This window comes from Bradyrhizobium erythrophlei (assembly GCF_900129425.1).
Taxonomy (GTDB): Bacteria; Pseudomonadota; Alphaproteobacteria; order Rhizobiales; family Xanthobacteraceae; genus Bradyrhizobium; species Bradyrhizobium erythrophlei_C.
Window position 1 is genome coordinate 5,319,317 of record NZ_LT670817.1, and the last position, 19,700, is coordinate 5,339,016.

The following is a 19,700-nucleotide window of genomic DNA, read 5'->3' on the forward strand; positions in this document are numbered from 1 at the left end:
TTCAAGCAATGTTAACAATGATTTAAATCGTGACCCGATTTGGTACCCCTGTACCGGCGACGCACCGGGCCTCGACGGCATCATGGAAAGCCGCCCCACAATCACGACACGATTGCGTGTTCCGGTACGCTGTCCGGGTGGGGAGTTTTCCCGGAAGCTTAACGTCACCTAAACGCCGCCGAGCTGAAATACGCGAATAGCCGGTGGATCTTGGGGCAGTAGGTGGATGGCCGGGGCGAGTCCGCAATCGCAGATGCATGATCGTGCCGTCCGGGTGATGTCACCGCGCGCGCGTCAGCGTATGCAGGCTCCTCAACATCACTCCGGGTCGGAGCGATGGCGCTGGATCGGCCTTCTATGCGCGTTCGTCCCGCTGTCGTTTGTTCTCGTTCAATGCGGACAGGCGCCGAACGCCGGCACGCTGGCAGCCAATTCACAGGCCTCGATCGGGGACACCTTCGACGACCGCTTCCCGAAACCCCAGTTCAGGGATCGCTTCCCGACGGCGAGCGAGAGCCTGGAGCAGCGCCAGGCCGACGACGTGCCCGTCAAGCGCACGGCGCAGGCAGCACCCGCGCCATACCGGGTCGCTTCGCTGGCGCCGACGGTGCCCTACCAGCGCCCGGCCCGAGAGGATCAGACCACGCTGGTCAGCCTGAAATCCTCGGCATTTCCCTATCTCGGCAACAATCCGCACACCGACGAGCCGTTCCTGAACGTTTCCAGGGACGGGCGCCGCGGCCATCGCAGCTACAGTGGCCGGGTTTACTGGCAGGACGAGACCTTCAACGACAGCCGCGTCCTGATGCATGTCCCGGAGAATTTCGATGTCCGCAAACCGGGCGTCATCGTCGTGTTCTTCCACGGCAACGGCGCAACGCTGGAGCGCGACGTACGCGACCGGCAGCGCGTGCCGCAGCAGATTTCGGAATCCGGCGTCAATGCCGTGCTGCTGGCGCCGCAGCTTGCGGTCGACGCCGCCGATTCCAGCGCGGGCAAATTCTGGCAGCCGGGCGGCCTCAAGCGCTTTGTCGCGGAGTCGGCCGATCACCTCGCCGCGCTCTACGGCGATCCAGCCGCCGCCAAGGCGTTTGCCAACATGCCGGTCGTCATCGTCGGCTACAGCGGCGGCTTCGTGCCGACGGCCTGGAGCCTGGAGGTGGGCGGCCTCGGCGATCGCGTGCGCGGGGTGTTCCTGCTCGACGCGGTTTACGGCGAACTGGACAAGTTCGCATCCTGGATCGAGAATAACCGGTCCGGCTTTTTCGTCAGTTCATATACGCATTATACCGAGCGGCACGACCGCGATCTGATCCAGATGCTGAAAGCAAAAGGCATCACCGTCACCCGCGATATGGACGCTCCATTGCGTCCCGGCAGCGTGGTATTCGTCGAGACACCCGAGGGCGTGACCCATCGCAATTACGTCACGCACGCCTGGACTGAAAATCCGGTCAAGGAAGTGCTGGCCAAAATGGCGGCAACGCCGGCGCTGACGCGGGTCGCGACGACAGGCACCCCCTCGCCCGCTCGCCGATAACCTGACGCGCTTGCGCGCCGTCGCACCGCCGCAAGTTTCCCATCATACCGTCGTCGAAATGTGATGTTGATGCCCGGGCGATTTCCGTTCCGCGGGATTGTTCGGCGCAGGCCGGGGCCCTAGGGTGCCGCGCGCTTACATCTGCAACCAAGCGGGGGCTAAACTTGCAGGAAGGCCTCTACAAGGTTGAATTTCATACCGTTCACGGCACCGGCAACGGCGTGCTCTACGCCACGTCGGGCAAACTCCGCGGCGGTAATTCCGGCTTTGCCTTTATTGGCAACTACACCCGCAAAGGCGACGAAATCCACGTCAAGGTCTCGACCCTGCGCCATAACGCCGACCCCGAACTGAAGCCGCTGTTCGGTACCGACATGATCACCCTCACGCTGAAGGGAACGGCGAATGGCGACATGGTCGATTTCGAAGGCAGCGCCCTGCAACTGCCCGGCGTGGCCTTCAAGGCGGTGCTGACGCGTATCGGCGACTGACCGAGCGCTCTAGAATTTCGGGATGCTCTCCGCGAAGCCGTTGAAGCAGGCCAGCCGCGCGTCTTCTTCCTTGCTGAAACGGCAATCCGCCACGCCCTTCGCGGCGGGCGCCTTGGGGTTCGGTTTCGGCGGAATCACGGCGTCGTAGCAATCCAGCCGCCCCTTGGTTCCGTCGTCGATTTCCAGACAGGCCTGCAGCCGCTTGGCGATCGATAGGTGCTTCGACGCCGCGGCGGGCGGCTTGGCCTGGACCGGCTTGACTTGGACCAGCGGCTTATCCCCGACGGTCGGAGGGCTGCTCTGAGCCATGGCGGCCGCTGAATAGAACATCACGACCAGCGCAAGTATTCTTCCCATGTCACTTTACCTTCGGTTTTGCCTGTCGATGCAATCTTGTATCGAGCCGGGCGGCTCGATCGAATCGAAAATTCCCGCGGCGGACCAAGCACACGACACAAGGCTTGTCGACGGGTTCCGCTTCGGAACGGCTCGCTTATGTCGGTAACGTCGAGGTTTGTCGAGGCCTGGTGGACCGGCACCGGCCAGCACAAGACGGGCTATTTCGCCGCGCGGTCCTGCGACACGTTCGTTGGCACGGGGCCGCCGTCTTTTCGCGGCGGACAGGTTGCGAGCAGGCTCGCAAGCGATCGATCCGCGCGAGGCTTCGTTCGGTCGCCGCAGCCCGTGCCTGCGGGGTCGGCGCACCGCCGGAGAAACGCAGCACCACTTTCGGCGACCGGCGATTTTCGGCCAGCCTTTGAACCGCAACTCCCCGCGACGGCGGAAACTTGCACAACGGCATGTCACCTGCAACTATCTCAACCTCTGCGGGCGGGGTGAATTGTCTTGCCGGACGCCAGGAAAGTGGACCCATTCGACGTCGAAGCGCTGGAGCGCGCGGTTAATGACTCGGCCACGCGCGTGTCCGCCATCTGGATCAGCTTTCTCGTTTTCTCGCTTTACCTTCTGATCGCCGCTACGACGGTCACGCAGCGCCAGCTTCTGCTCGCCGCGCCGGTCCAGCTTCCGGTCTTGAACATCGCTCTGCCGTTGTGGGGCTTTTTCTTTCTCGCGCCGATCCTGTTTGTGATTCTTCATATCTACGTGCTGCTGCAGGTCCTTCTGCTCGGACGCACGACCGCAGCCTATAATACGGCCGTCGCCCGAACCGATCTTTCACCCGAAGAGAACGCCTCGTTGCGGCAGCGTCTCGCAAATACCCTGTTCGCACAGATTTTTGCGGGTTCGCCGCGCGAGCGCGAAGGTTTTGTTGGCTTGCTGTTGAGGGCGATCGTCTGGATCACACTGGCAATCGGGCCGATCCTGATTCTGTTGGCGTTCCAGTTCAGCTTTCTCGCCTATCACAGCCATATCGCGACCTGGACCCATCGCCTGCTGATATTGGTTGAGCTGGCGGCGTTTTTTCTGATCTGGCCGCTCGCTCTCGATGCGCGGAAAGATCTTCAATGGCCAACGGTTGAGGCCGGCCTCAAACACTTGATCTGGATACCCCTTCAGCTATCCGGATTGAGGCGGCCCGACGGAACGTCGTGGTCGCGGCTTCGCGAGCAAGCGATTCCACTGTCGGCTGCCGCTGTTTTCATTCCGGTTTCTCTGTCGCTGGCGACATTCCCGGGTGAGCCGCACGTCAACCTGTTGACCCGACAGCCGCTGCTTTCCGTGCAATGCACGCGGTGGATTCAACAACAATTCAACCTCGCTCAAATTTCGATCGACCTGCGGTTCGATCGTCTCGTTCTGCCGCAGGTAGATGTCGTCGACGACGACAAGCTCGCCAATATTGCAAAGCACGCATCCGAGCGAAAACTGGCGCAAAGCCAAGGCAAACGGACCCAAAATTTTCGAGACCGTGATTTCAATTGCGCCGACATCTATGGCGCAGACCTTCGACGTGTCGATCTGACCGGAGCTTTTTTATTGGATGCGAACTTGAATTCGTCTGCTCTTGACGGTGCGCTGCTCGATTCGGCCCATCTGCAGGGCGCTCACCTCGATTTCGCGCAGCTTCAGGGAGCGTCTCTCAAAGAAACCTGGCTTCAAAACGCATGGCTCTCGAACGCAGATCTGCGGGGCGCATCGCTCGATAGCGCCCAGCTTCAGGGCGCATCGCTCGACGGCGCCGAACTTCAAGGCGCATCGCTTTTCGGGGCTCGGCTACAGGCCGCATCGCTTGATAGAGCACAGCTTCAGGGGGCATCGCTGGAAGACGCCGACCTTCAGGGCGCATCGCTGATTGGCAGCAAGCTTCAGGGCGCCACCATCGTATCCACCCAGCTTCGGGGCGCATACTTCGAAGGCAGCCAGCTTCAGGGCACCAACCTCACGGATAGCCCGATGAGATACAGCCGCCTGTCCCGCGTGTATGTGTGGGGCGCGATGGTTGCGAAAGGTTGCGGCGACGCCGATGTCAGCGTACAGGATGCCACGGTCGTTTCGAACGGGGGTACGGACGAACAAGTCCCCGCGACACCTGATGCAATCGCGAAATACATCGAGCGCTCGGTCGCGGGTATTCTTGACGCGAGCAAAAAGGAAGAAACCCGGGCGCAAATGCTGGCCGGCCTCAAGGTTACACGTGCCGCCAACGATGCCGCGCAGATCAGGAAAATCTGGAGTGATTGCGAGGCGGCGACCAAGACCAGATCTCGATCGGAACTGGATGACCAACTCGCCCATTTCTTGCGCAATCTCTCATGCAATACTCGCGACGATCGTAAGGCCGTGGCCGAAGGCATTGTTCGCAACTGGGTCTTGCAGGCTCCGGATCGTATCACGTTCAATGCCACTATTGCCCGTGGTCTGCTCGGCGAAGATGGAGAAGATTGTGCAGCGACCAGGGATTTGGATGAGCCAACAAAGCAAAGCCTGCGCGATGCCGTCGCCAGGGCAAATAAGATGCCTTCATCCACCGCCGCCCAGGAAAAGCCCCCCGCGGAATAATCTCGCGACTCCGGTTCCCTTCCCGCTCTCCTTACGCTAAAAGCCTGCTCGAATCCCGCTTACCTGCGCTCGTTCGCAGGAGTGAGCATAAGGAGACTGCAATGCCAGACAAGAATACGCCCGCGTCAGGATTCCAGTACAGCCTCACGAATCTGAAACCGGTCGAACCCGTGCACAAGATCGCCCTCACCTTCCCCGACGGCGCGCAGCGCGAATTCCCCAAAAACATCACCGGGCTCGATATCGCCAAGGGCATCTCGCCGTCGCTGGCCAAGCGGACCGTGGCGATGGCCCTCGACGGCGTGGTGGTCGATCTCGCCGACCCGATCGAGCATGATGCGAAAATCGAATTCATCGCCCGCGACGATGCGCGTGCGCTGGAACTGATCCGGCATGACGCCGCCCACGTGCTGGCCGAAGCGGTGCAGTCGCTGTGGCCGGGCACGCAGGTGACGATCGGCCCGGTAATCGAGAACGGCTTCTATTACGACTTCTTCCGCAACGAGCCGTTCACGCCGGAAGATTTTGCCGCGATCGAAAAGAAGATGCGCGAGATCATCGCCCGCGACAAACCTTTTACGAAGGAAATCTGGAGCCGCGAGCAGACCAAGCAGGTGTTCCGCGACAACGGCGAGATGTTCAAGGTCGAACTGGTCGACGCCATTCCGGCCGACCAGACCATCAAGATCTACAAGCAGGGCGACTGGTTCGACCTGTGCCGCGGACCGCATATGACGTCCACCGGCAAGATCGGCAATGCGTTCAAGCTGATGAAGGTGGCTGGCGCCTATTGGCGCGGCGACTCCAACAATCCGATGCTGACGCGCATTTACGGCACCGCATTTGCAAAACAGGAAGAGCTCGACGCTTACCTCAAGCAGATCGAGGAAGCCGAGAAGCGCGACCACCGCAAGCTCGGGCGCGAACTCGACCTGTTTCATTTCCAGGAGGAAGGCCCCGGCGTGGTGTTCTGGCACCCCAAGGGCTGGACCATCTTCCAGGCGCTGATTGCCTATATGCGCCGCCGGCTGACCGGTGATTACAGCGAGGTCAACGCGCCGCAGATTCTCGACAAGTCGCTGTGGGAAACCTCCGGCCACTGGGACTGGTACCGCGAGAACATGTTCGCGGCGCAATCCGCCGGCGACGAGGCCGAAGACAAGCGCTGGTTTGCCCTGAAACCGATGAACTGTCCCGGCCACGTGCAGATCTTCAAGCACGGCCTGAAGAGCTACCGCGACCTGCCTTTGCGCTTGGCCGAATTCGGCGTGGTACATCGCTACGAGCCGTCGGGTGCAATGCATGGCCTGATGCGGGTGCGCGGATTCACCCAGGACGATGCGCATGTGTTCTGCACCGAAGCGCAGCTCGCCGACGAGTGCCTGAAGATCAACGATCTCATTCTGTCGACCTATGCCGATTTCGGCTTCGAAGGCGAACTGACGGTCAAGCTCTCGACCCGCCCCGACAAGCGCGTCGGTACCGACGAGATGTGGGATCACGCCGAGCGCGTGATGGCGACCGTGCTCTCGGAGATCGCGGCCAAGGGCCATAATCAGCAGATTAAGACCGCGATCAATCCCGGCGAAGGCGCGTTCTACGGCCCGAAGTTCGAATATGTGCTGCGCGACGCCATCGGCCGCGACTGGCAGTGCGGCACCACGCAGGTCGACTTCAACCTGCCCGAAAGATTCGGCGCGTTCTATATCGATGCCGACGGTTCGAAGAAAACGCCGGTCATGGTGCACCGCGCGATCTGCGGTTCGATGGAGCGCTTTATCGGCATCCTGATCGAGCATTATGCGGGTAACTTTCCGCTCTGGCTGGCGCCGATCCAGGCCGTCGTCACCACCATTACCTCGGAAGGCGACGAATACGCTGAGGTGGTTGCCGCGGCCGCGCGCCGCGCGGGCTTGCGTGTCGAACTCGACCTGCGCAACGAAAAGATCAACTACAAGGTCCGCGAGCATTCGCTGGCGAAAATCCCGGCACTTCTCGTGGTCGGCAAGAAGGAAGCCGAGACCCATTCGGTCTCGATCCGCCGGCTCGGCAGCGACGGACAAACGGTGATGCCGACCGACGAAGCGATCGCGGCACTGGTCGATGAAGCGACACCGCCGGACGTGAAGCGGGCGCGAGCAGCCGATTAGGCAGCCTTGTGTTGCCCGATCTTGATCAACGATTCGGCGGGAATGCCAAGCCCCGTGTGCAATCGCCTGATCATATTGAGCGTAAGCTCACGCCGGCGATTTAGTACTTCGTGCACACGATTGCGGCTGCCGATGAAGGGGATGAGATCGCGCGGCTGCAGCCCGCTCTGCTCCATGTGGTATTTGATCGCCTCCACCGGGTCCGGCAAATCGAGCGGATAGTGCTTCCGTTCCCATGCTTCCACCAGCGTCACCAGAACATCAAGCCGATCGCCCTCGGGCGAATTGCGCCTGGCATTCATTAATCCCTCGATCTCCCTGAGAACGCGGCGATAGTCACGATGGGATTTGATCGGTGCGATGTCCATGACTGAAGCCTTAGATGCTCTGTGCGTCGATAGCGTCGTATTGCCGATGAGTACCAATGAAGCGGATGTAGACGACGCGATAAGGATAGTTGATCCAGACCACGATGCGATACTTGTTGCCGGCGATGTTGAAGACCACGCGGCCGTCCTTGAGAACACTGGCGCTGCGGATATCACGTTTGACGTCCGCCGGCTTCGCCCAGTCGGCCTGCCTCACCTGCCGAAACCAGGCCATAACCGGCTCGCGGGCGTCAGCAACGCCCGCGCTTCGGTTAAGAAAGGCCTTGATCGTGCTGAGCGCTATCACTCTCACCCAGTCGATCATAGCATAGTCCCATTTTGGGACCAAGCGTTTTATTGTGCGGGCGCTCGGTAGCCCTGATCGACGAGGAGAATAGATGCGCTGCCGAGCGCCAGTTCGTGGGTCCGCTGGGAGGCGAATACGAGCGTAGCGACATCAACCCGCCAGCGCTGCGGCTCGCCTGAGGGCCTCGTCGCTCGCGCGCAGGCCGTCCTCGGCGCGCTGTCAGCCCCGCCCGGGCCGGCGCCGGGCAGGAAATAACCCCCGATCACAATCGGTCTAAAGCCGCCTTTACCGTCTCGTGGCTGGGCGGATCGCGTGCTATGCGATCCCCCGGATGATCCCCATTTGAAAGAACCGCAGTGCCCGACGCCCTTGAACTCCTGAAAATCCGCCGCTCCGTCAAACCGCGCGAGATGACCGGACCCGGCCCCTCGCCCGCCGAGATTGAGACCATCCTGACCATCGGCGCGCGGGTGCCCGATCACGGCAAGCTGACGCCGTGGCGCTTTATCGTGTTCGAAGGCGACGCGCGCGTCCGTGCCGGCGAGGTGATCGCGCAGGTATTTGCGCGGAAAAATCCGCAAGCCGCGCCAGCCGAGATCGATGTCGAGAAGCGGCGGCTGACCGATGCGCCGCTGGTGATCGGCGTGGTCAGCTTTACCCGGCCGCATCCCAAGGTGCCGCCGTGGGAGCAGGAATTATCCGCCGGCGCCAGCGCGATGAACATCGTCACCGCCGCGACCGCGCTCGGCTACGGCGCGTGCTGGCTGACCGGCTGGTTCGCATTCGATCGCGACGTGCTCGACGGGCTCGGATTGAAGGCCGACGAAAAGCTCGCCGGTTTGATTCACATCGGCACGCCCTCAAAACCCAGCGAAGACCGCCCGCGCCCGGCGCTTGCCGATATCGTGACTCGGTTTTAGAGGCGGGTGAGCCGTACTGTGCCTCAGAGGAACGTTGTTCTGGTATCCGGCAGATGTCTCAATAGCGGCGGACGCCTCATCAATGAAGCTCGCCGAGCAAGGCCTTGGCCTTTCGCAGGTCGCTTGTGTCAAAGCCTTCGGTGAACCAATCGTAGACGGGGGCGAGAAGGTCTCGTGCCGCTTGCCGCTTTCCCTGATCGCTCAGGAGCCGCGCCAGGCTCATGGCCGCGCGCAATTCCCACGACTTTGCCTGCTGTGCTCGCGCAACGGCCAGGGAATGCTCGAAATATGCTTGCGCTTTCGTCACGTCCCGCCGCGGCGACTTGAGCGCGATTTCACCGGCAACGCGATGAGCCTCGGCCTCGCACCACCTTTCCCTGGTTGCTTGCATCGCCGTCATTGCCCTGCCGATGCAGCGCCAGGCATCATCGAATTGGCCTAAATCTGCGTGGGCGATGGCCAGCATGAACTCATGCTCCGGCGTAAATATTGTCGATCCGGTCGACCGCCACAACTCAATGCCGGACGTGACCATCTCGACTGCCTTCGTGCCTTTCCCCGTGAGGGTCAGGACATAGCCCTGCCGCAACACCCCTTCCGCCTTTCGGAACGGCGCGCCTTTCTCCTCCGCCAGCATGACGAGTTCTTTGATATGCTCGTTTGCCGCATCGTAATTCCCGCAATAGGTATTGATAAGAATAGGAAAATTCAGCGTGAACATCAGAGTCGCGGCATGTTCGATCTGGCGCGCTTCCATGAGCGCGCAGTCCGCATCTTTGAGCGCAGCCTCGGGATAACCGAGCAGCCACAGGAGCATTCCACGAAAGCCCAGGCACGTCACCCGGAGGTCCTGGCCAAATCGCGTCATCAATCGCCGGTGCTCGGCGGCGCGGTAAAGGGCGAGCGCGTCGTTGTAGTGCGCTCTGGCCTCAACGAGGTCTCCCATAAACGCGAGCGTGCTCGCCATGGTGCGGTGTCCGATCATGAGCGGTGCCGCCGTTCCCTCCTTCTCGCCAAAGGACAGAAACCGTGCTGCGAGCTCTCGCGCAACGTCACCATTGAAGCTTATGAAATTGACGATCCACTGGCCAAACAGGGCTGAGAGCAGCAACGAAGGGTCATCGGGAGGTTCTCCGAGCCGTTCCGCTTGCTCGATCAACGCTCTCACCTGAGCCACGGCAGCCTTGGTTTCGGGCGCGCCATATCCCTTGACATGCATGAGCGTGTTCAAGAGCGCGACTTGTAAAACGATCTGCTCGCGCCGCAGGTCGGGGCTGCTGGGCAAGGTTGCGATTTGCGCAAGAGCGTGGCTCAGTTGTTCTGCGGCTTCGACCAGCGCCGAGCGCTCCTGTGACCGCTGTCCCGCCTTGCCCCACAGGCGCGCCGACTTCTCAATCAGGTCGGCCTTTGTGTAGTGACGCGCCAGCAGCTCGGGCTGGCTCTCGGCGATTTCTGCGAACTCACTTTCGAGGATTTCGGCGATGCGCGCATGCAGCACGCGCCTTGGCTCCCGCAGCAGCGTGCCGTAGGCCGCGTCCTGCACCAGCGCATGCTTGAACAGGTAGCTCGCATACGGCGGGGTGCCCTGTCGAAACAACAAACCCGCCGCAATCAGCCGGTCGAGGTCAGAGTTCAATTCCGCCTCCGGCTTTTGCACGAGCGCTGCCAGCAACATATGGGGAAATTCCCGGCCGATCGCCGCGCCGACCTGTGCCACGTCCTTCGCCCGGCCGAGCCGGTCGAGTCGCGACATCAGCGAAGCCTGCAGGCTTGCCGGAACCGCCACCACCGGCGTTGGCGCCCCTGCGAAGGCCCGCAGCGCTTCACTTTCACCCTCCGCATCCAGCACCGCCTTGGTCATCTCCTCGACGAACAGTGGAATGCCATCGGTGCGCTCGATGATGTCCTGGCGGATGTCCGCCGGTAACGATCGGTTGCCGGCGATTCCCTCGATCAGGGAATCGATGTCGCGCCGCGCCAGCCGATTGAGGGTCAGCGCAGTCACGTGCGGCCGTCCGATCCAGGGCGGGCTGAATTCCGGCCTGAAAGTAACAAGTATCAAGAGCCGGTGGCTCACGGCCAGGTCCACCGCCCGAGCGAACAATTCGAGGCTGGTCGGATCGGTCCAATGCGCATCTTCGAAAGTCATCAGCACCGGATTGATCCGCGCCAGCGCCTCGATGCGCGAACCAAGAGCTTTCAGCGTTTTCTGACGACGGAGCTGCGGCTCAACCTCAACCGGAGGGTAGCGTCCATCGTTGGGCAGCGACAGCAGTTCGGCAAACAGCGCCGCATCTTGGGGCGGCGTCGAGCTTTGCGCCAGCAGCGCGTCAAGCTTGTCCTCTTTCGCTTGCGGGCTGTCATCGTGAGCAAAGCCGGCGGCGCGCATCATCTCGCCGATGACCGGATAGAGCGCGCTGTCGGTGTGCTGCGGCGAGCAGAAGCACCGCAGGCGCATATGCGGCTCGCGAGCAAGCTGTTCCAACAGCGCGACGATGAGCCGTGATTTGCCGATCCCCGCCTCACCGGAAAGCAGCACCACCTGGCCTTCGCCGATCCTGGCCCGCGACCACCGCCGAAGCAGCAACTCAAGTTCTTCCTCCCGCCCGACCAGGGAGATCAGGGTCCCCTCACGCAGCGCCTCGAACCGGCTTTCGACCGAGCTGGGCCGCACCGCCGTCCATGCGCGCACCGGCCCGGTGATTCCCTTGAGGTCTATGGCCCCAAGGTCCTGCAGTTCGAACAGATTTCCGAGAAGTCTCCGCGTGCCCTCGGCGATGACCACCATGTTGGGCCCCGCGATATTCTGTAACCGTGCAGCCAGATTCGGAGTCTCGCCGACAATGCCATGTTCCTGCGCCTCGCCTGCCCCGATGAGATCGCCGACCACCACCAGACCGGTCGCTATGCCCACACGTACTTGCAGAACAACGGGCTCCCTAAGCGCGGCGAGCCCCGCGACCAGGTCCAATCCAGCCCGTACCGCGCGTTCTGCATCATCCTCGTGCGCCTGTGGATAGCCGAAATAGGCGAGCACGCCGTCGCCCATATATTTTGCCACGAACCCGTCGAAGCGCCGCACCGTGTCTGTGACACACTTCTGGTAAGTTGAAATGATGTCTCGTAAATCCTCAGGGTCCATACGTGCCGATAGTTCCGTCGAGCCGACCAGGTCGGCGAACATAACGGTGACCTGACGGCGCTCCGCGGCGTCCAGGGCCTTCGGCGCCGTCGAAGCAGCGGAGGGTTCGGCTGCGGCCTGCGCCGCGGCCGTCGGCTCGCTGATGGCTGCAAGGAGTTTCCGCCGGTGCCCGAGCGGAATACCGATATCCTTCAGGTCCTGGTCGGTCAGATGGGGGAGTACGGAGACATCAATTTCATTGTCGGCAAAACGCTGCGCGTATTGTCCGAGACCAAGTCGCCCAAGCCAGTCGGCAATCTCCGGCACATCGCCTCCGGTTTACAGGCCCTTTACCCAGCAGCGGCAGGATGGATTGCTTATCCTTTTTGCAAGGCAAAATGCAGGCGGTTTCGCGCACTGTAGCGCATGTCTGTGAAACGTCACTTGCGTCGATTTGTCCGCGTCATGTCTTAAAACAACTCGTTGAAGCGGTCAGGGAAAGAACAGAAATACAGCCGCTACAAGGGCGGATTAGCGACAGCGTAATCCGCCATCCTTCCTCGGCCGGCGCGCCTTGCGGCTAAAACCCTGCATACTGATTTGCCCGACAGGCTCTCTCCGACAATTCGTGTCCAGCCCCTTTTGCAAAAATATTCTGATTTTCCGAAGACCCAAATCAGTTCTATATGTTCGCCGTCCAGTCCCACTCAGAGGGGCGTTGCGCAACGTCACCAGCGCGGGACGGGATGCGGTGGACGCGGATGGTGCTCCTGACGAGGGTGCCTGAGGCGGACGGCGAAGACGTGTGGTCCTGACACCCCGACGCTGGTGTCAAGTCGGTGGAGGCAACTCCGCCGGCGACGGTGGCAAGAAAGCCGATCACCGGGGAGAGCACGGTATAAGCCGTAAACCATTGCGCGGGGAATGCCGGGTGATTCCGGTGTGACCTGACTACGCGTGTGCGTTCTACCGCTACCCCTGCACACGCGGCTCTCGGGCGCATCGGGCGCCCGGCATTCCCTGCGCCCTCTGATTGCAGAGGGCGAAACGAGCAGGCCAAACCTCGCGCAACTCATGCGGCGAGATCGCGGAGGTGTGTTTGCGAATAACGTTTGCTGTTTGAAATTAAGATTGGCGTGCACGCAAAACACACTCGTCATGCCCGGACTTGATCCGGGCATCCATCTTCGCAAGAAGTTTCTTTCGAAGATGGATTGCCGGGTCAAGCCCGGCAATGACGACTTGTCGACATTCGTGCCGACCCATGGCTTGCTATGACGTGTATCGAATCCGCAAGGCAGGCAAAGGCGCACCTGCGCCGTGCCCGCGTCGCTGCAACTCAAGATCGGCGCGCTCGCGCTTTGTCCACCCTACCCCACCGTCCGGCGCCCTCAGGCCGCCTGCGACGCGCGGCGGCCGAATTTCGACAGCAGCGCTGCGACCTCGGCTGGTGGCCGCGCCGCGCTGAACAGGAAACCCTGCACCTCGTTGCAGCCTTCGGCGCGCAGCCAGTCGAGCTGGTCGATGGTTTCGACGCCTTCGGCCGTCGTGGTGATGTTGAGGCTGCGGCCGAGGCCGGAGATCGCCCGCACGATCGCGACGCAATCGGAACGCTGCGCCAGATCCTTCACGAACGAGCGATCGATCTTGATCTTGTCGAACGGAAAGCTCCGGAGATAGCTGAGGCTGGAATATCCGGTGCCGAAATCGTCCATCGAAATACTGACGCCGAGTTCGCGCAATTGATGCAGGATCGCAAGATTGGTTTCGGTTTCCGCCAGGAAAAGCGACTCGGTAATCTCGAGCTCGAGCCGCCTCGGCGACAGACCGGATTGCGCCAGCGCGGAGATCACCACCTGAACCAGGTTGCGGCTGCGAAACTGCACCGGCGACAGATTGACCGCGACCTTGATATCGGCGGGCCATTTCACCGCCTCGGCGCAGGCTTCCCGCAGCACCCACTCGCCAAGTGCTACGATCAGGCCGATGTCTTCGGCGACCGGGATGAAGTCGGCCGGCGAGATCATGCCCTTCTCGGGATGCCGCCAGCGCAGCAGCGATTCAAAGCCGGAGATGCGGTCCGCGGCGATGTCCACCAGCGGCTGATAATGCAATTCGAATTCGCCATTGGCGAAGGCGCGGCGCAGGTCGAGCTCCATGTCGCGGCGCTTTTGCGCCTGGCGGTCCATCTCCCGCTCGAAGAACCGATGAACGCCGCCGCCGTCCGACTTCGCCCGGTACAGCGCCATGTCGGCATTGCGCATCAGTTCCTCGCTGGTGTCTCCGTCGCCGGGCGAGAGCGCGATCCCGATGCTGGCGCCAATGACGACCTCGACGCCATCGATGTCGTAGCTGTCACTCAATACCTGGATCAGCCGGGTCGCAAAATCGCTGGCGTCGTTGGGCGAGACATCGGCGGCAAGGATCACCGCAAACTCGTCGCCGCCGAGACGGGCGACCAGATTGTTGCCGCGAACCTGCGACCTCAGGCGGTCGGCCACCAGCTTCAACAGGCGGTCGCCCATCGGGTGACCGAAGGAATCGTTGACGTTCTTGAACAGATCGAGATCGACGCACAGCACCGCCACATGGGTGTTGCCGGGCTGACTCTGCTCCAGCGCCTGCTTGAGGCGATCCTGGTAGAGCTCCCGGTTCGGCAGATTGGTCAGGCCATCATGGTGGGCCATATGCGCGATCCGGGCTTCGGCCTTGCGCCGTTCGGTTATGTCGACGACGGCGACGAGAAAGCCGTCGCGGCCCTCGAAGCTGACGCGTCGCCCGAATGTCAGCACCTCGATCTCGCTGCCGTCGGCCCTGAGATGGCGCCAGTTGCGGGTGGACTGATAGGCATCGCCGATCTGCTGCAGCGCCTCGGTGTGGGTCACCCATTCATCCCGCGGCCAGATCTGCTGCAGCTTCATGCGCAGAAACGTCGCCCGGGTGTATCCATAATGCTGCACGGCGGCATCATTGACGCCAAGGAATTCGGTGGTCTCGGCGTCGAACACCCACATCGGCATCGGATTGTTGTCGAACAGCAGGCGAAACGACGCTTCGCGCCGCTTCAGCGCGGTGACATCCGAAATCGTGAGCGAGAGAATGTCGCCGAACGCGGTCGCGCCGAGCTTCAGGTTGCGCTGATCGCTGTCGATTTCGAACTGGTCGCGGCTGCCGCTCCTGACAACACCGAGCAGGCGTTCGACGACCTCGGGCAAGCACAGCAGATTCCCTCCGGCGCTGAGCCGGCGCCACTGCAGTTCGGTTGCCGGCAGCTTGAGCAGCCGCGACGCGCCCTGGTTATGGTGAACGATCTGGAAATCGAAAGCATTGCCGCCGGCGTCGCGTATCGTCGCCAGCGACAGCACGCCCTCGTCGGTGGTGGAGAAGATCGCGTCCAGCAGATTGTACTGTCCAGCGCGCTCGTTGACGTAAGTCCCGATCAGCGTGCCGCCCCAGCGCGAGGACGTCGGGAGCGCAAGGATATCGTAGGTCCGCACCAGACCGTCGCGCACGCAATGCGCGACCGCGAGATAGGGACGGCTGTTCGCCAGCGCGTTGGCCGCGGCCTCGCCAAGCGCGGTGGCGCAGTCCGGCGACAGCGCGCTCAGGGGAATGTCCCAGCGGTCGTCGTCCAGCCATTTCTGGATATAGCGGCCGGTGCGCGATACTTCGAGCGCTTCATTATTGTGCTTCAGCAGGGCGATATGATCCGCCAGCCGGCCGAGGCTGCCCAGCATCACGTCTTCATAACGCGGCAGCCCTTCGCCCGGCCGAAGTGCGGCTTGCCACTTGCGCTGCAGAATGGGGACGTCGTCGAACATTTCCGCGCTGAATTTTCCGGATGACCTTTTGGCGGCAATCATGAACTTCCCCACAACGCGAACATTTGTCCCGCGGCATCCAATGCCAGGCCGGCTTAATGCGTTATAAAATTTAACGGACGGTAGCCACGAACCAGCGATTATGACGGTTTTAAGTCATCCGATGGTTAGTGCGCGTTAGCGACTATGACAGTCGAAAGGATCTATTCGTACGCCCTGCGCTAGTGCGCGATGACCTCGACCTCGCCGTCAACGCCGGTAACGACGTTGAAGGGACGCTCGTACACCTTGCCTTCGTTCTTGGCGATGGCGCGATATTCGCCTTCGGACAGCACGACGCGGGGGAACGCGCCGATCGATTCCTTGATGACGTCGCCGCCCGGCGTGATCACCGACCACGCGGTGTTCGCCAATGCCTCGCCGCCCTTGTCGCTGACCAGTTTGAGCGTGATCACGGCGGCGCGATGGGAGATGATCACGTCGGTCAGCTTGGCGGCCTGGACCCGGATATCCGAGCGCACCACGGAATTGGCGTCGCCGTAATTGGAAATGATGTAGTAGGTCCCCTCCGGCAGCAGCACGACATCGCCGGCGGAGACGTTCGGCACCAGCGGGGCGCGTTCGCCGACGTCAAACTGGCTGCCCTTGTAGATCGAGAACGCAATCTGGTTTTGCGGAATCTTCGAGGTGCCGACGCGGCCTTCGATGCGCAGGCCGCCCGCCGGAAGCACGAAGGATTCGCGGTCGGTTTCGGATTTCAGCGTCACCGCCCGCACCGCGCTGACCAGTCCAAGCGCGACATGAATGACATAGCTGCCCGGCGGCAGCACGATGTTGGGCGTCGCGCCGTGCTCCTCGCGGACCAATTTGAAAGTGCCGGTCTCGTCCGGCCGGTCGGAAAAAACCCGCCACACCAGCGCGCCGTTGATGACCGGCAGGTCCTTGCCGTAACGCGCCGTCAGCGACAGCACGGCCTGGCCGGCGGTCGATGCGCCCGGCGGCGGAGCAACCGGCGGCACGGCGGCGATGGAAGGCTGCGTCAATGGCGCAGACAGGTTCGGAATCGACGTCGGACCGGAGGGGGGGGCCAGATTCACGGCGGGTGCCGGTTCGGGAACCGATGCCGGCGGCACCGGCGGCGGCTGATCGGTGAACATCTGAGCCCCGGCCGGGGCGGCAAGCGCCAAAATCAGCATCGCCGCAAGCGCGACTGCCAATCGCAGGCGTTTGCCGCACCCTGAATCGCCGATGCCGTATCCCCCGAAAGTCATGTCACATGCTTTTGACCGAAAACGCGGCAAATTCAAGCCTGAGGCGATTGGGCGGACAGGGCCGCGGAACCGGCAAAGTGCCCAAATGTTACTCTGCCGGCCGCGGCCTGCCCGGCCGGTCCCGAACGCGGCATAAACCATGCTTGCGCGACAGACTGGCAGAGCCAGGCCGCAGCGAATAGTTAGTACGCCAAGGAGGAGTTATCGGTGCTGGATAGTTGGATGGGGCGCGGCCAAAAAGGCTCCGACGGCCACGACAAGGTTGGCCTCGGCAGCATCCGGCGGCCGGTGATTGGACTTGCGCTGGGCGGCGGCGCGGCACGCGGATTTGCCCATATCGGCATCGTCCGCACCTTGGTTGCCCACGGCATCGTTCCCAATGTCGTGGTCGGCACCTCGATCGGCGCGGTGGTCGGCGGCGCCTATGCGGCGGGGCATCTCGATACGCTGGAAGAATGGGCGCGCAGCCTGCAGCCGCGAAATATTCTGGGCTATCTCGATATCCGCCTCAACGGCTCAGGCCTGATCGGCGGCCACAAGCTGGCTGCCCAGCTCGAGGCCGCCTTCGGACACGTCCTCATCGAAGACTTGCCGCTGAAATTTGCGACCGTGGCGACCGAAGTCCGTACCGGCCACGAGATCTGGCTGACCCACGGCCGCGTCGTTGACGCGATGCGCGCCTCTTATGCGTTGCCCGGGATATTCTCGCCAGTCCTGGTCGGCGACCGCTGGCTGGTCGATGGCGCGCTGGTCGATCCGGTGCCAGTGTCGGCGGCGCGCGCCTTTGGCGCGGAAATCGTGATCGCCGCCAATCTGTCGAGCGACGTGTTTGCGCACGGCACCACGATCCATTCGCACGGCCCGTCCGGCGAGGTAACGGTGGCAATGGCGCCCGATCCCGTGGTCGAGCCTCCCCCGCCCAAGCGCGGCTTCGGAAAGTTTTTTTCGCCCGAGCGCACGATGAAGCGCGAATTTTTCGGCAGCGGCGGAAGGCCGGGCATCTCCTCCGTCATGGTCGATGCCTTCAACATCATGCAGGACCGCATCACCCGTGCGCGCCTTGCCGGCGATCCGCCCGACTTGCTGATCTCGCCCCGCGTCGGCGAAATCGGCTGGTTCGATTTCCACCGCGCCGACGATCTGATCGCCCACGGCGTGCGGGCCGCCGAACGCGCCATCGACTCCATCCAGGAAGCGATCCACATCCTCGCGCCGGCGTCTGACAAGGCCGGAGCAACCATCGAGAAGGCGCCGTGATCGCTTTCGATCAGGCGGTCTTGATGTACTCGCGCAAGGCTTCCTGTTCGGCCTCGTATTCCCTGACCCGCCACTTGACGATGTCGCCGATGGAAATCAGGCCGACCACCCGGCCGTCCTCGACCACCGGCAGATGCCGGAATTTTCCAAGCGTCATCATTTCCATGATCGCGCTGACGGTGTCGCTCTGTTTGCAGCTGATGACCTTGCGCGTCATCACCGCGCTGACGGGTTCCTCGAGCACGGCCGCACCGCGTTCGGCGAGCACGCGCACGATGTCGCGCTCCGACAGGATGCCTTCGATGTGGCCATTACTCACTACCAGCACGGCGCCGATCTTCCGTTCTCCCAGAATCTTGATCGCGGCCGAGAGCTTTGCCTCCGGCTCCACGCTCTGAATCTGATGGCCCTTGGAATCGAGAATTGCACGTACCGTCATTGCCGTCTCCTTGAAGCCGATCGCGCCCTTAAGCGAGCGCGGTCTTTATTGTTTCTTCGAGTTTTCAATCAACAGTTCAGCGCCGATTTCGTTGCAGGCGCATCGGGCAAGCACAGGTTTAAGCCCGTTCGCGGGCTTACGCCCTTGCCTCACAGGTCGACGATGATGGATTAAATTGCGGTGCGCCGCAAGCGACGATCAGCCACGGTGCGACGCGTCAGATCACGACGCATCTGCAACATCGGCGGTGAGGCGCGGCACCGGATCGAACAGCGAAAACAACATCAGCCCGGCAAGAAATCCGCCGATATGCGCCTGCCAGGCGACACTGGCGCCGTCGGCGCCGATCGCGATCGATCCGACGCCGAAGATGATGTTGACGCCGAACCAGACCGCAAGGAAACCCAGCACGCGCGGGTTCCGTAACGCGTGCATCAGCGACAGCGCCGGCACCCGCGCCGCGGCATCGGCGTCGCCGCGGCTGAACGACAGGAAGCTGCCCTGCACGAAGGCAAAGCGGATTGCGGCCGCCATGGTGCCGGACACCGACGCCGAGGCGCCGATCATCGGCGCCACCGCGTGCTCGTGGGTAACGAGATGCGCCAGCGCGCCGGCCGCGGCCGTCACTGCCATGAACGTGAAAAACCTGACCGCGCCAAACCGGCGCGCCAGCGCGCTGCCGAACGGCAACAGCCAAAGCACGTTGAACCCGATATGGCTGAGATTGGCGTGCAGCAGCGAATAGGTCACGAAGGTCCAGACCTTGGCGCCGGCGCCCCCGGGAAAAGGTATCGCCAGCAGCGTCGAATCGTAGCGCTTCGGAATGAAGCCGAACACGTCGATGGTCCAGTTTTCCAGTTCCGGCGGCAGCAGCACGCGCAGGTGAATGACCGCCAGCAGCAGGACATAGGCGGTCAGCGCGCCGGGCAGCGTCAGGATCGGCTCGCGCGGGGTGTCCTGCGGCAATGCCGGCGGGGATTCTGGCTGGGATTCCAAGGGCTCAAGACCTAAGGCGGGCGGCTCACGCGACCGATTGCGCCCAATTAGGCGGCTT

At 62.3% G+C, this 19,700-nt stretch carries 14 protein-coding genes; 6 read left to right on the forward strand and 8 right to left on the reverse strand.

Going from position 1 to position 19,700, the window contains the following annotated elements:
- The first annotated feature begins 301 nt into the window (after positions 1-301).
- Together B5527_RS25495 and B5527_RS25500 are read left to right on the forward strand one after the other, a co-directional pair.
- A complete protein-coding gene (locus B5527_RS25495) occupies positions 302-1,540 on the forward strand; it encodes an alpha/beta hydrolase (RefSeq protein ID WP_079607491.1) in 1,239 nt (412 codons plus the stop codon).
- Between the two features lie 164 nt (positions 1,541-1,704).
- Positions 1,705-2,031 (forward strand): GrlR family regulatory protein, encoded by a 327-nt coding sequence (locus B5527_RS25500; protein WP_079603996.1) that lies wholly within the window; start codon positions 1,705-1,707, stop codon positions 2,029-2,031.
- Positions 2,032-2,040: 9 nt separating this feature from the next.
- Here B5527_RS25500 and B5527_RS25505 read toward each other — a convergent pair whose 3' ends face one another.
- Positions 2,041-2,388 carry a hypothetical protein gene (locus tag B5527_RS25505; protein WP_079603997.1) on the reverse strand — a complete coding sequence of 116 codons (348 nt, stop codon included), beginning with the start codon at positions 2,386-2,388 and terminating at the stop codon, positions 2,041-2,043.
- Positions 2,389-2,877: 489 nt separating this feature from the next.
- On the opposite strand from B5527_RS25505, the gene B5527_RS25510 reads away from it, so the two are divergent.
- The gene (locus B5527_RS25510; protein WP_079603998.1) at positions 2,878-4,992 is read left to right on the forward strand and encodes a pentapeptide repeat-containing protein; all 2,115 of its coding nucleotides are present in this window, start codon (positions 2,878-2,880) and stop codon (positions 4,990-4,992) included.
- A 101-nt stretch (positions 4,993-5,093) separates the two neighbouring features.
- Positions 5,094-7,142 carry a threonine--tRNA ligase gene (gene thrS / locus B5527_RS25515; RefSeq protein ID WP_079603999.1) on the forward strand — a complete coding sequence of 683 codons (2,049 nt, stop codon included), beginning with the start codon at positions 5,094-5,096 and terminating at the stop codon, positions 7,140-7,142.
- Here the strand turns inward: thrS and B5527_RS25520 are convergent.
- Together B5527_RS25520 and B5527_RS25525 are read right to left on the reverse strand one after the other, a co-directional pair.
- Positions 7,139-7,510 (reverse strand): helix-turn-helix domain-containing protein, encoded by a 372-nt coding sequence (locus B5527_RS25520; protein ID WP_079604000.1) that lies wholly within the window; start codon positions 7,508-7,510, stop codon positions 7,139-7,141. The two genes, thrS and B5527_RS25520, sit on opposite strands and share 4 nt — an antisense overlap.
- Positions 7,511-7,520: 10 nt before the next feature.
- Positions 7,521-7,835 carry a type II toxin-antitoxin system HigB family toxin gene (locus tag B5527_RS25525; RefSeq protein ID WP_245332248.1) on the reverse strand — a complete coding sequence of 105 codons (315 nt, stop codon included), beginning with the start codon at positions 7,833-7,835 and terminating at the stop codon, positions 7,521-7,523.
- 338 nt (positions 7,836-8,173) lie between these two features.
- On the opposite strand from B5527_RS25525, the gene B5527_RS25530 reads away from it, so the two are divergent.
- The gene (locus B5527_RS25530; RefSeq protein WP_079604001.1) at positions 8,174-8,737 is read left to right on the forward strand and encodes a nitroreductase family protein; all 564 of its coding nucleotides are present in this window, start codon (positions 8,174-8,176) and stop codon (positions 8,735-8,737) included.
- Between the two features lie 79 nt (positions 8,738-8,816).
- Here the strand turns inward: B5527_RS25530 and B5527_RS25535 are convergent, their stop codons facing one another.
- From B5527_RS25535 to B5527_RS25545, 3 genes are all read right to left on the reverse strand, one after another.
- A complete protein-coding gene (locus tag B5527_RS25535; protein ID WP_079604002.1) occupies positions 8,817-12,185 on the reverse strand; it encodes an adenylate/guanylate cyclase domain-containing protein in 3,369 nt (1,122 codons plus the stop codon).
- A 1,064-nt stretch (positions 12,186-13,249) separates the two neighbouring features.
- The gene (locus tag B5527_RS25540) at positions 13,250-15,721 is read right to left on the reverse strand and encodes a putative bifunctional diguanylate cyclase/phosphodiesterase (protein WP_079604003.1); all 2,472 of its coding nucleotides are present in this window, start codon (positions 15,719-15,721) and stop codon (positions 13,250-13,252) included.
- A 179-nt stretch (positions 15,722-15,900) separates the two neighbouring features.
- The gene (locus tag B5527_RS25545) at positions 15,901-16,950 is read right to left on the reverse strand and encodes a hypothetical protein (RefSeq protein WP_079604004.1); all 1,050 of its coding nucleotides are present in this window, start codon (positions 16,948-16,950) and stop codon (positions 15,901-15,903) included.
- Between the two features lie 207 nt (positions 16,951-17,157).
- Here B5527_RS25545 and B5527_RS25550 point away from each other — a divergent pair, with 207 nt between their 5' ends.
- The gene (locus B5527_RS25550; protein ID WP_079604005.1) at positions 17,158-18,207 is read left to right on the forward strand and encodes a patatin-like phospholipase family protein; all 1,050 of its coding nucleotides are present in this window, start codon (positions 17,158-17,160) and stop codon (positions 18,205-18,207) included.
- Between the two features lie 10 nt (positions 18,208-18,217).
- Here B5527_RS25550 and B5527_RS25555 read toward each other — a convergent pair whose 3' ends face one another.
- Together B5527_RS25555 and B5527_RS25560 are read right to left on the reverse strand one after the other, a co-directional pair.
- Complete coding sequence (locus B5527_RS25555) at positions 18,218-18,646, reverse strand: CBS domain-containing protein (protein WP_079604006.1); 429 nt, start codon at positions 18,644-18,646, stop codon at positions 18,218-18,220.
- 222 nt (positions 18,647-18,868) lie between these two features.
- A complete protein-coding gene (locus tag B5527_RS25560) occupies positions 18,869-19,642 on the reverse strand; it encodes a rhomboid family intramembrane serine protease (protein WP_079604007.1) in 774 nt (257 codons plus the stop codon).
- Positions 19,643-19,700: the final 58 nt, after the last annotated feature.

Excerpts from the sequence above, each read along its gene's own strand:
- B5527_RS25525 (WP_245332248.1), bottom strand. The coding sequence starts at position 7,835 with ATGATCGACTGGGTGAGAGTGATAGCGCTCAGCACGATCAAGGCCTTT.
- thrS (WP_079603999.1), top strand. The coding sequence starts at position 5,094 with ATGCCAGACAAGAATACGCCCGCGTCAGGATTCCAGTACAGCCTCACG.
- B5527_RS25555 (WP_079604006.1), bottom strand. The coding sequence starts at position 18,646 with ATGACGGTACGTGCAATTCTCGATTCCAAGGGCCATCAGATTCAGAGC.
- B5527_RS25545 (WP_079604004.1), bottom strand. The coding sequence starts at position 16,950 with ATGACTTTCGGGGGATACGGCATCGGCGATTCAGGGTGCGGCAAACGC.
- B5527_RS25540 (WP_079604003.1), bottom strand. The coding sequence starts at position 15,721 with ATGATTGCCGCCAAAAGGTCATCCGGAAAATTCAGCGCGGAAATGTTC.
- B5527_RS25495 (WP_079607491.1), top strand. The coding sequence starts at position 302 with ATGCAGGCTCCTCAACATCACTCCGGGTCGGAGCGATGGCGCTGGATC.
- B5527_RS25505 (WP_079603997.1), bottom strand. The coding sequence starts at position 2,388 with ATGGGAAGAATACTTGCGCTGGTCGTGATGTTCTATTCAGCGGCCGCC.
- B5527_RS25520 (WP_079604000.1), bottom strand. The coding sequence starts at position 7,510 with ATGGACATCGCACCGATCAAATCCCATCGTGACTATCGCCGCGTTCTC.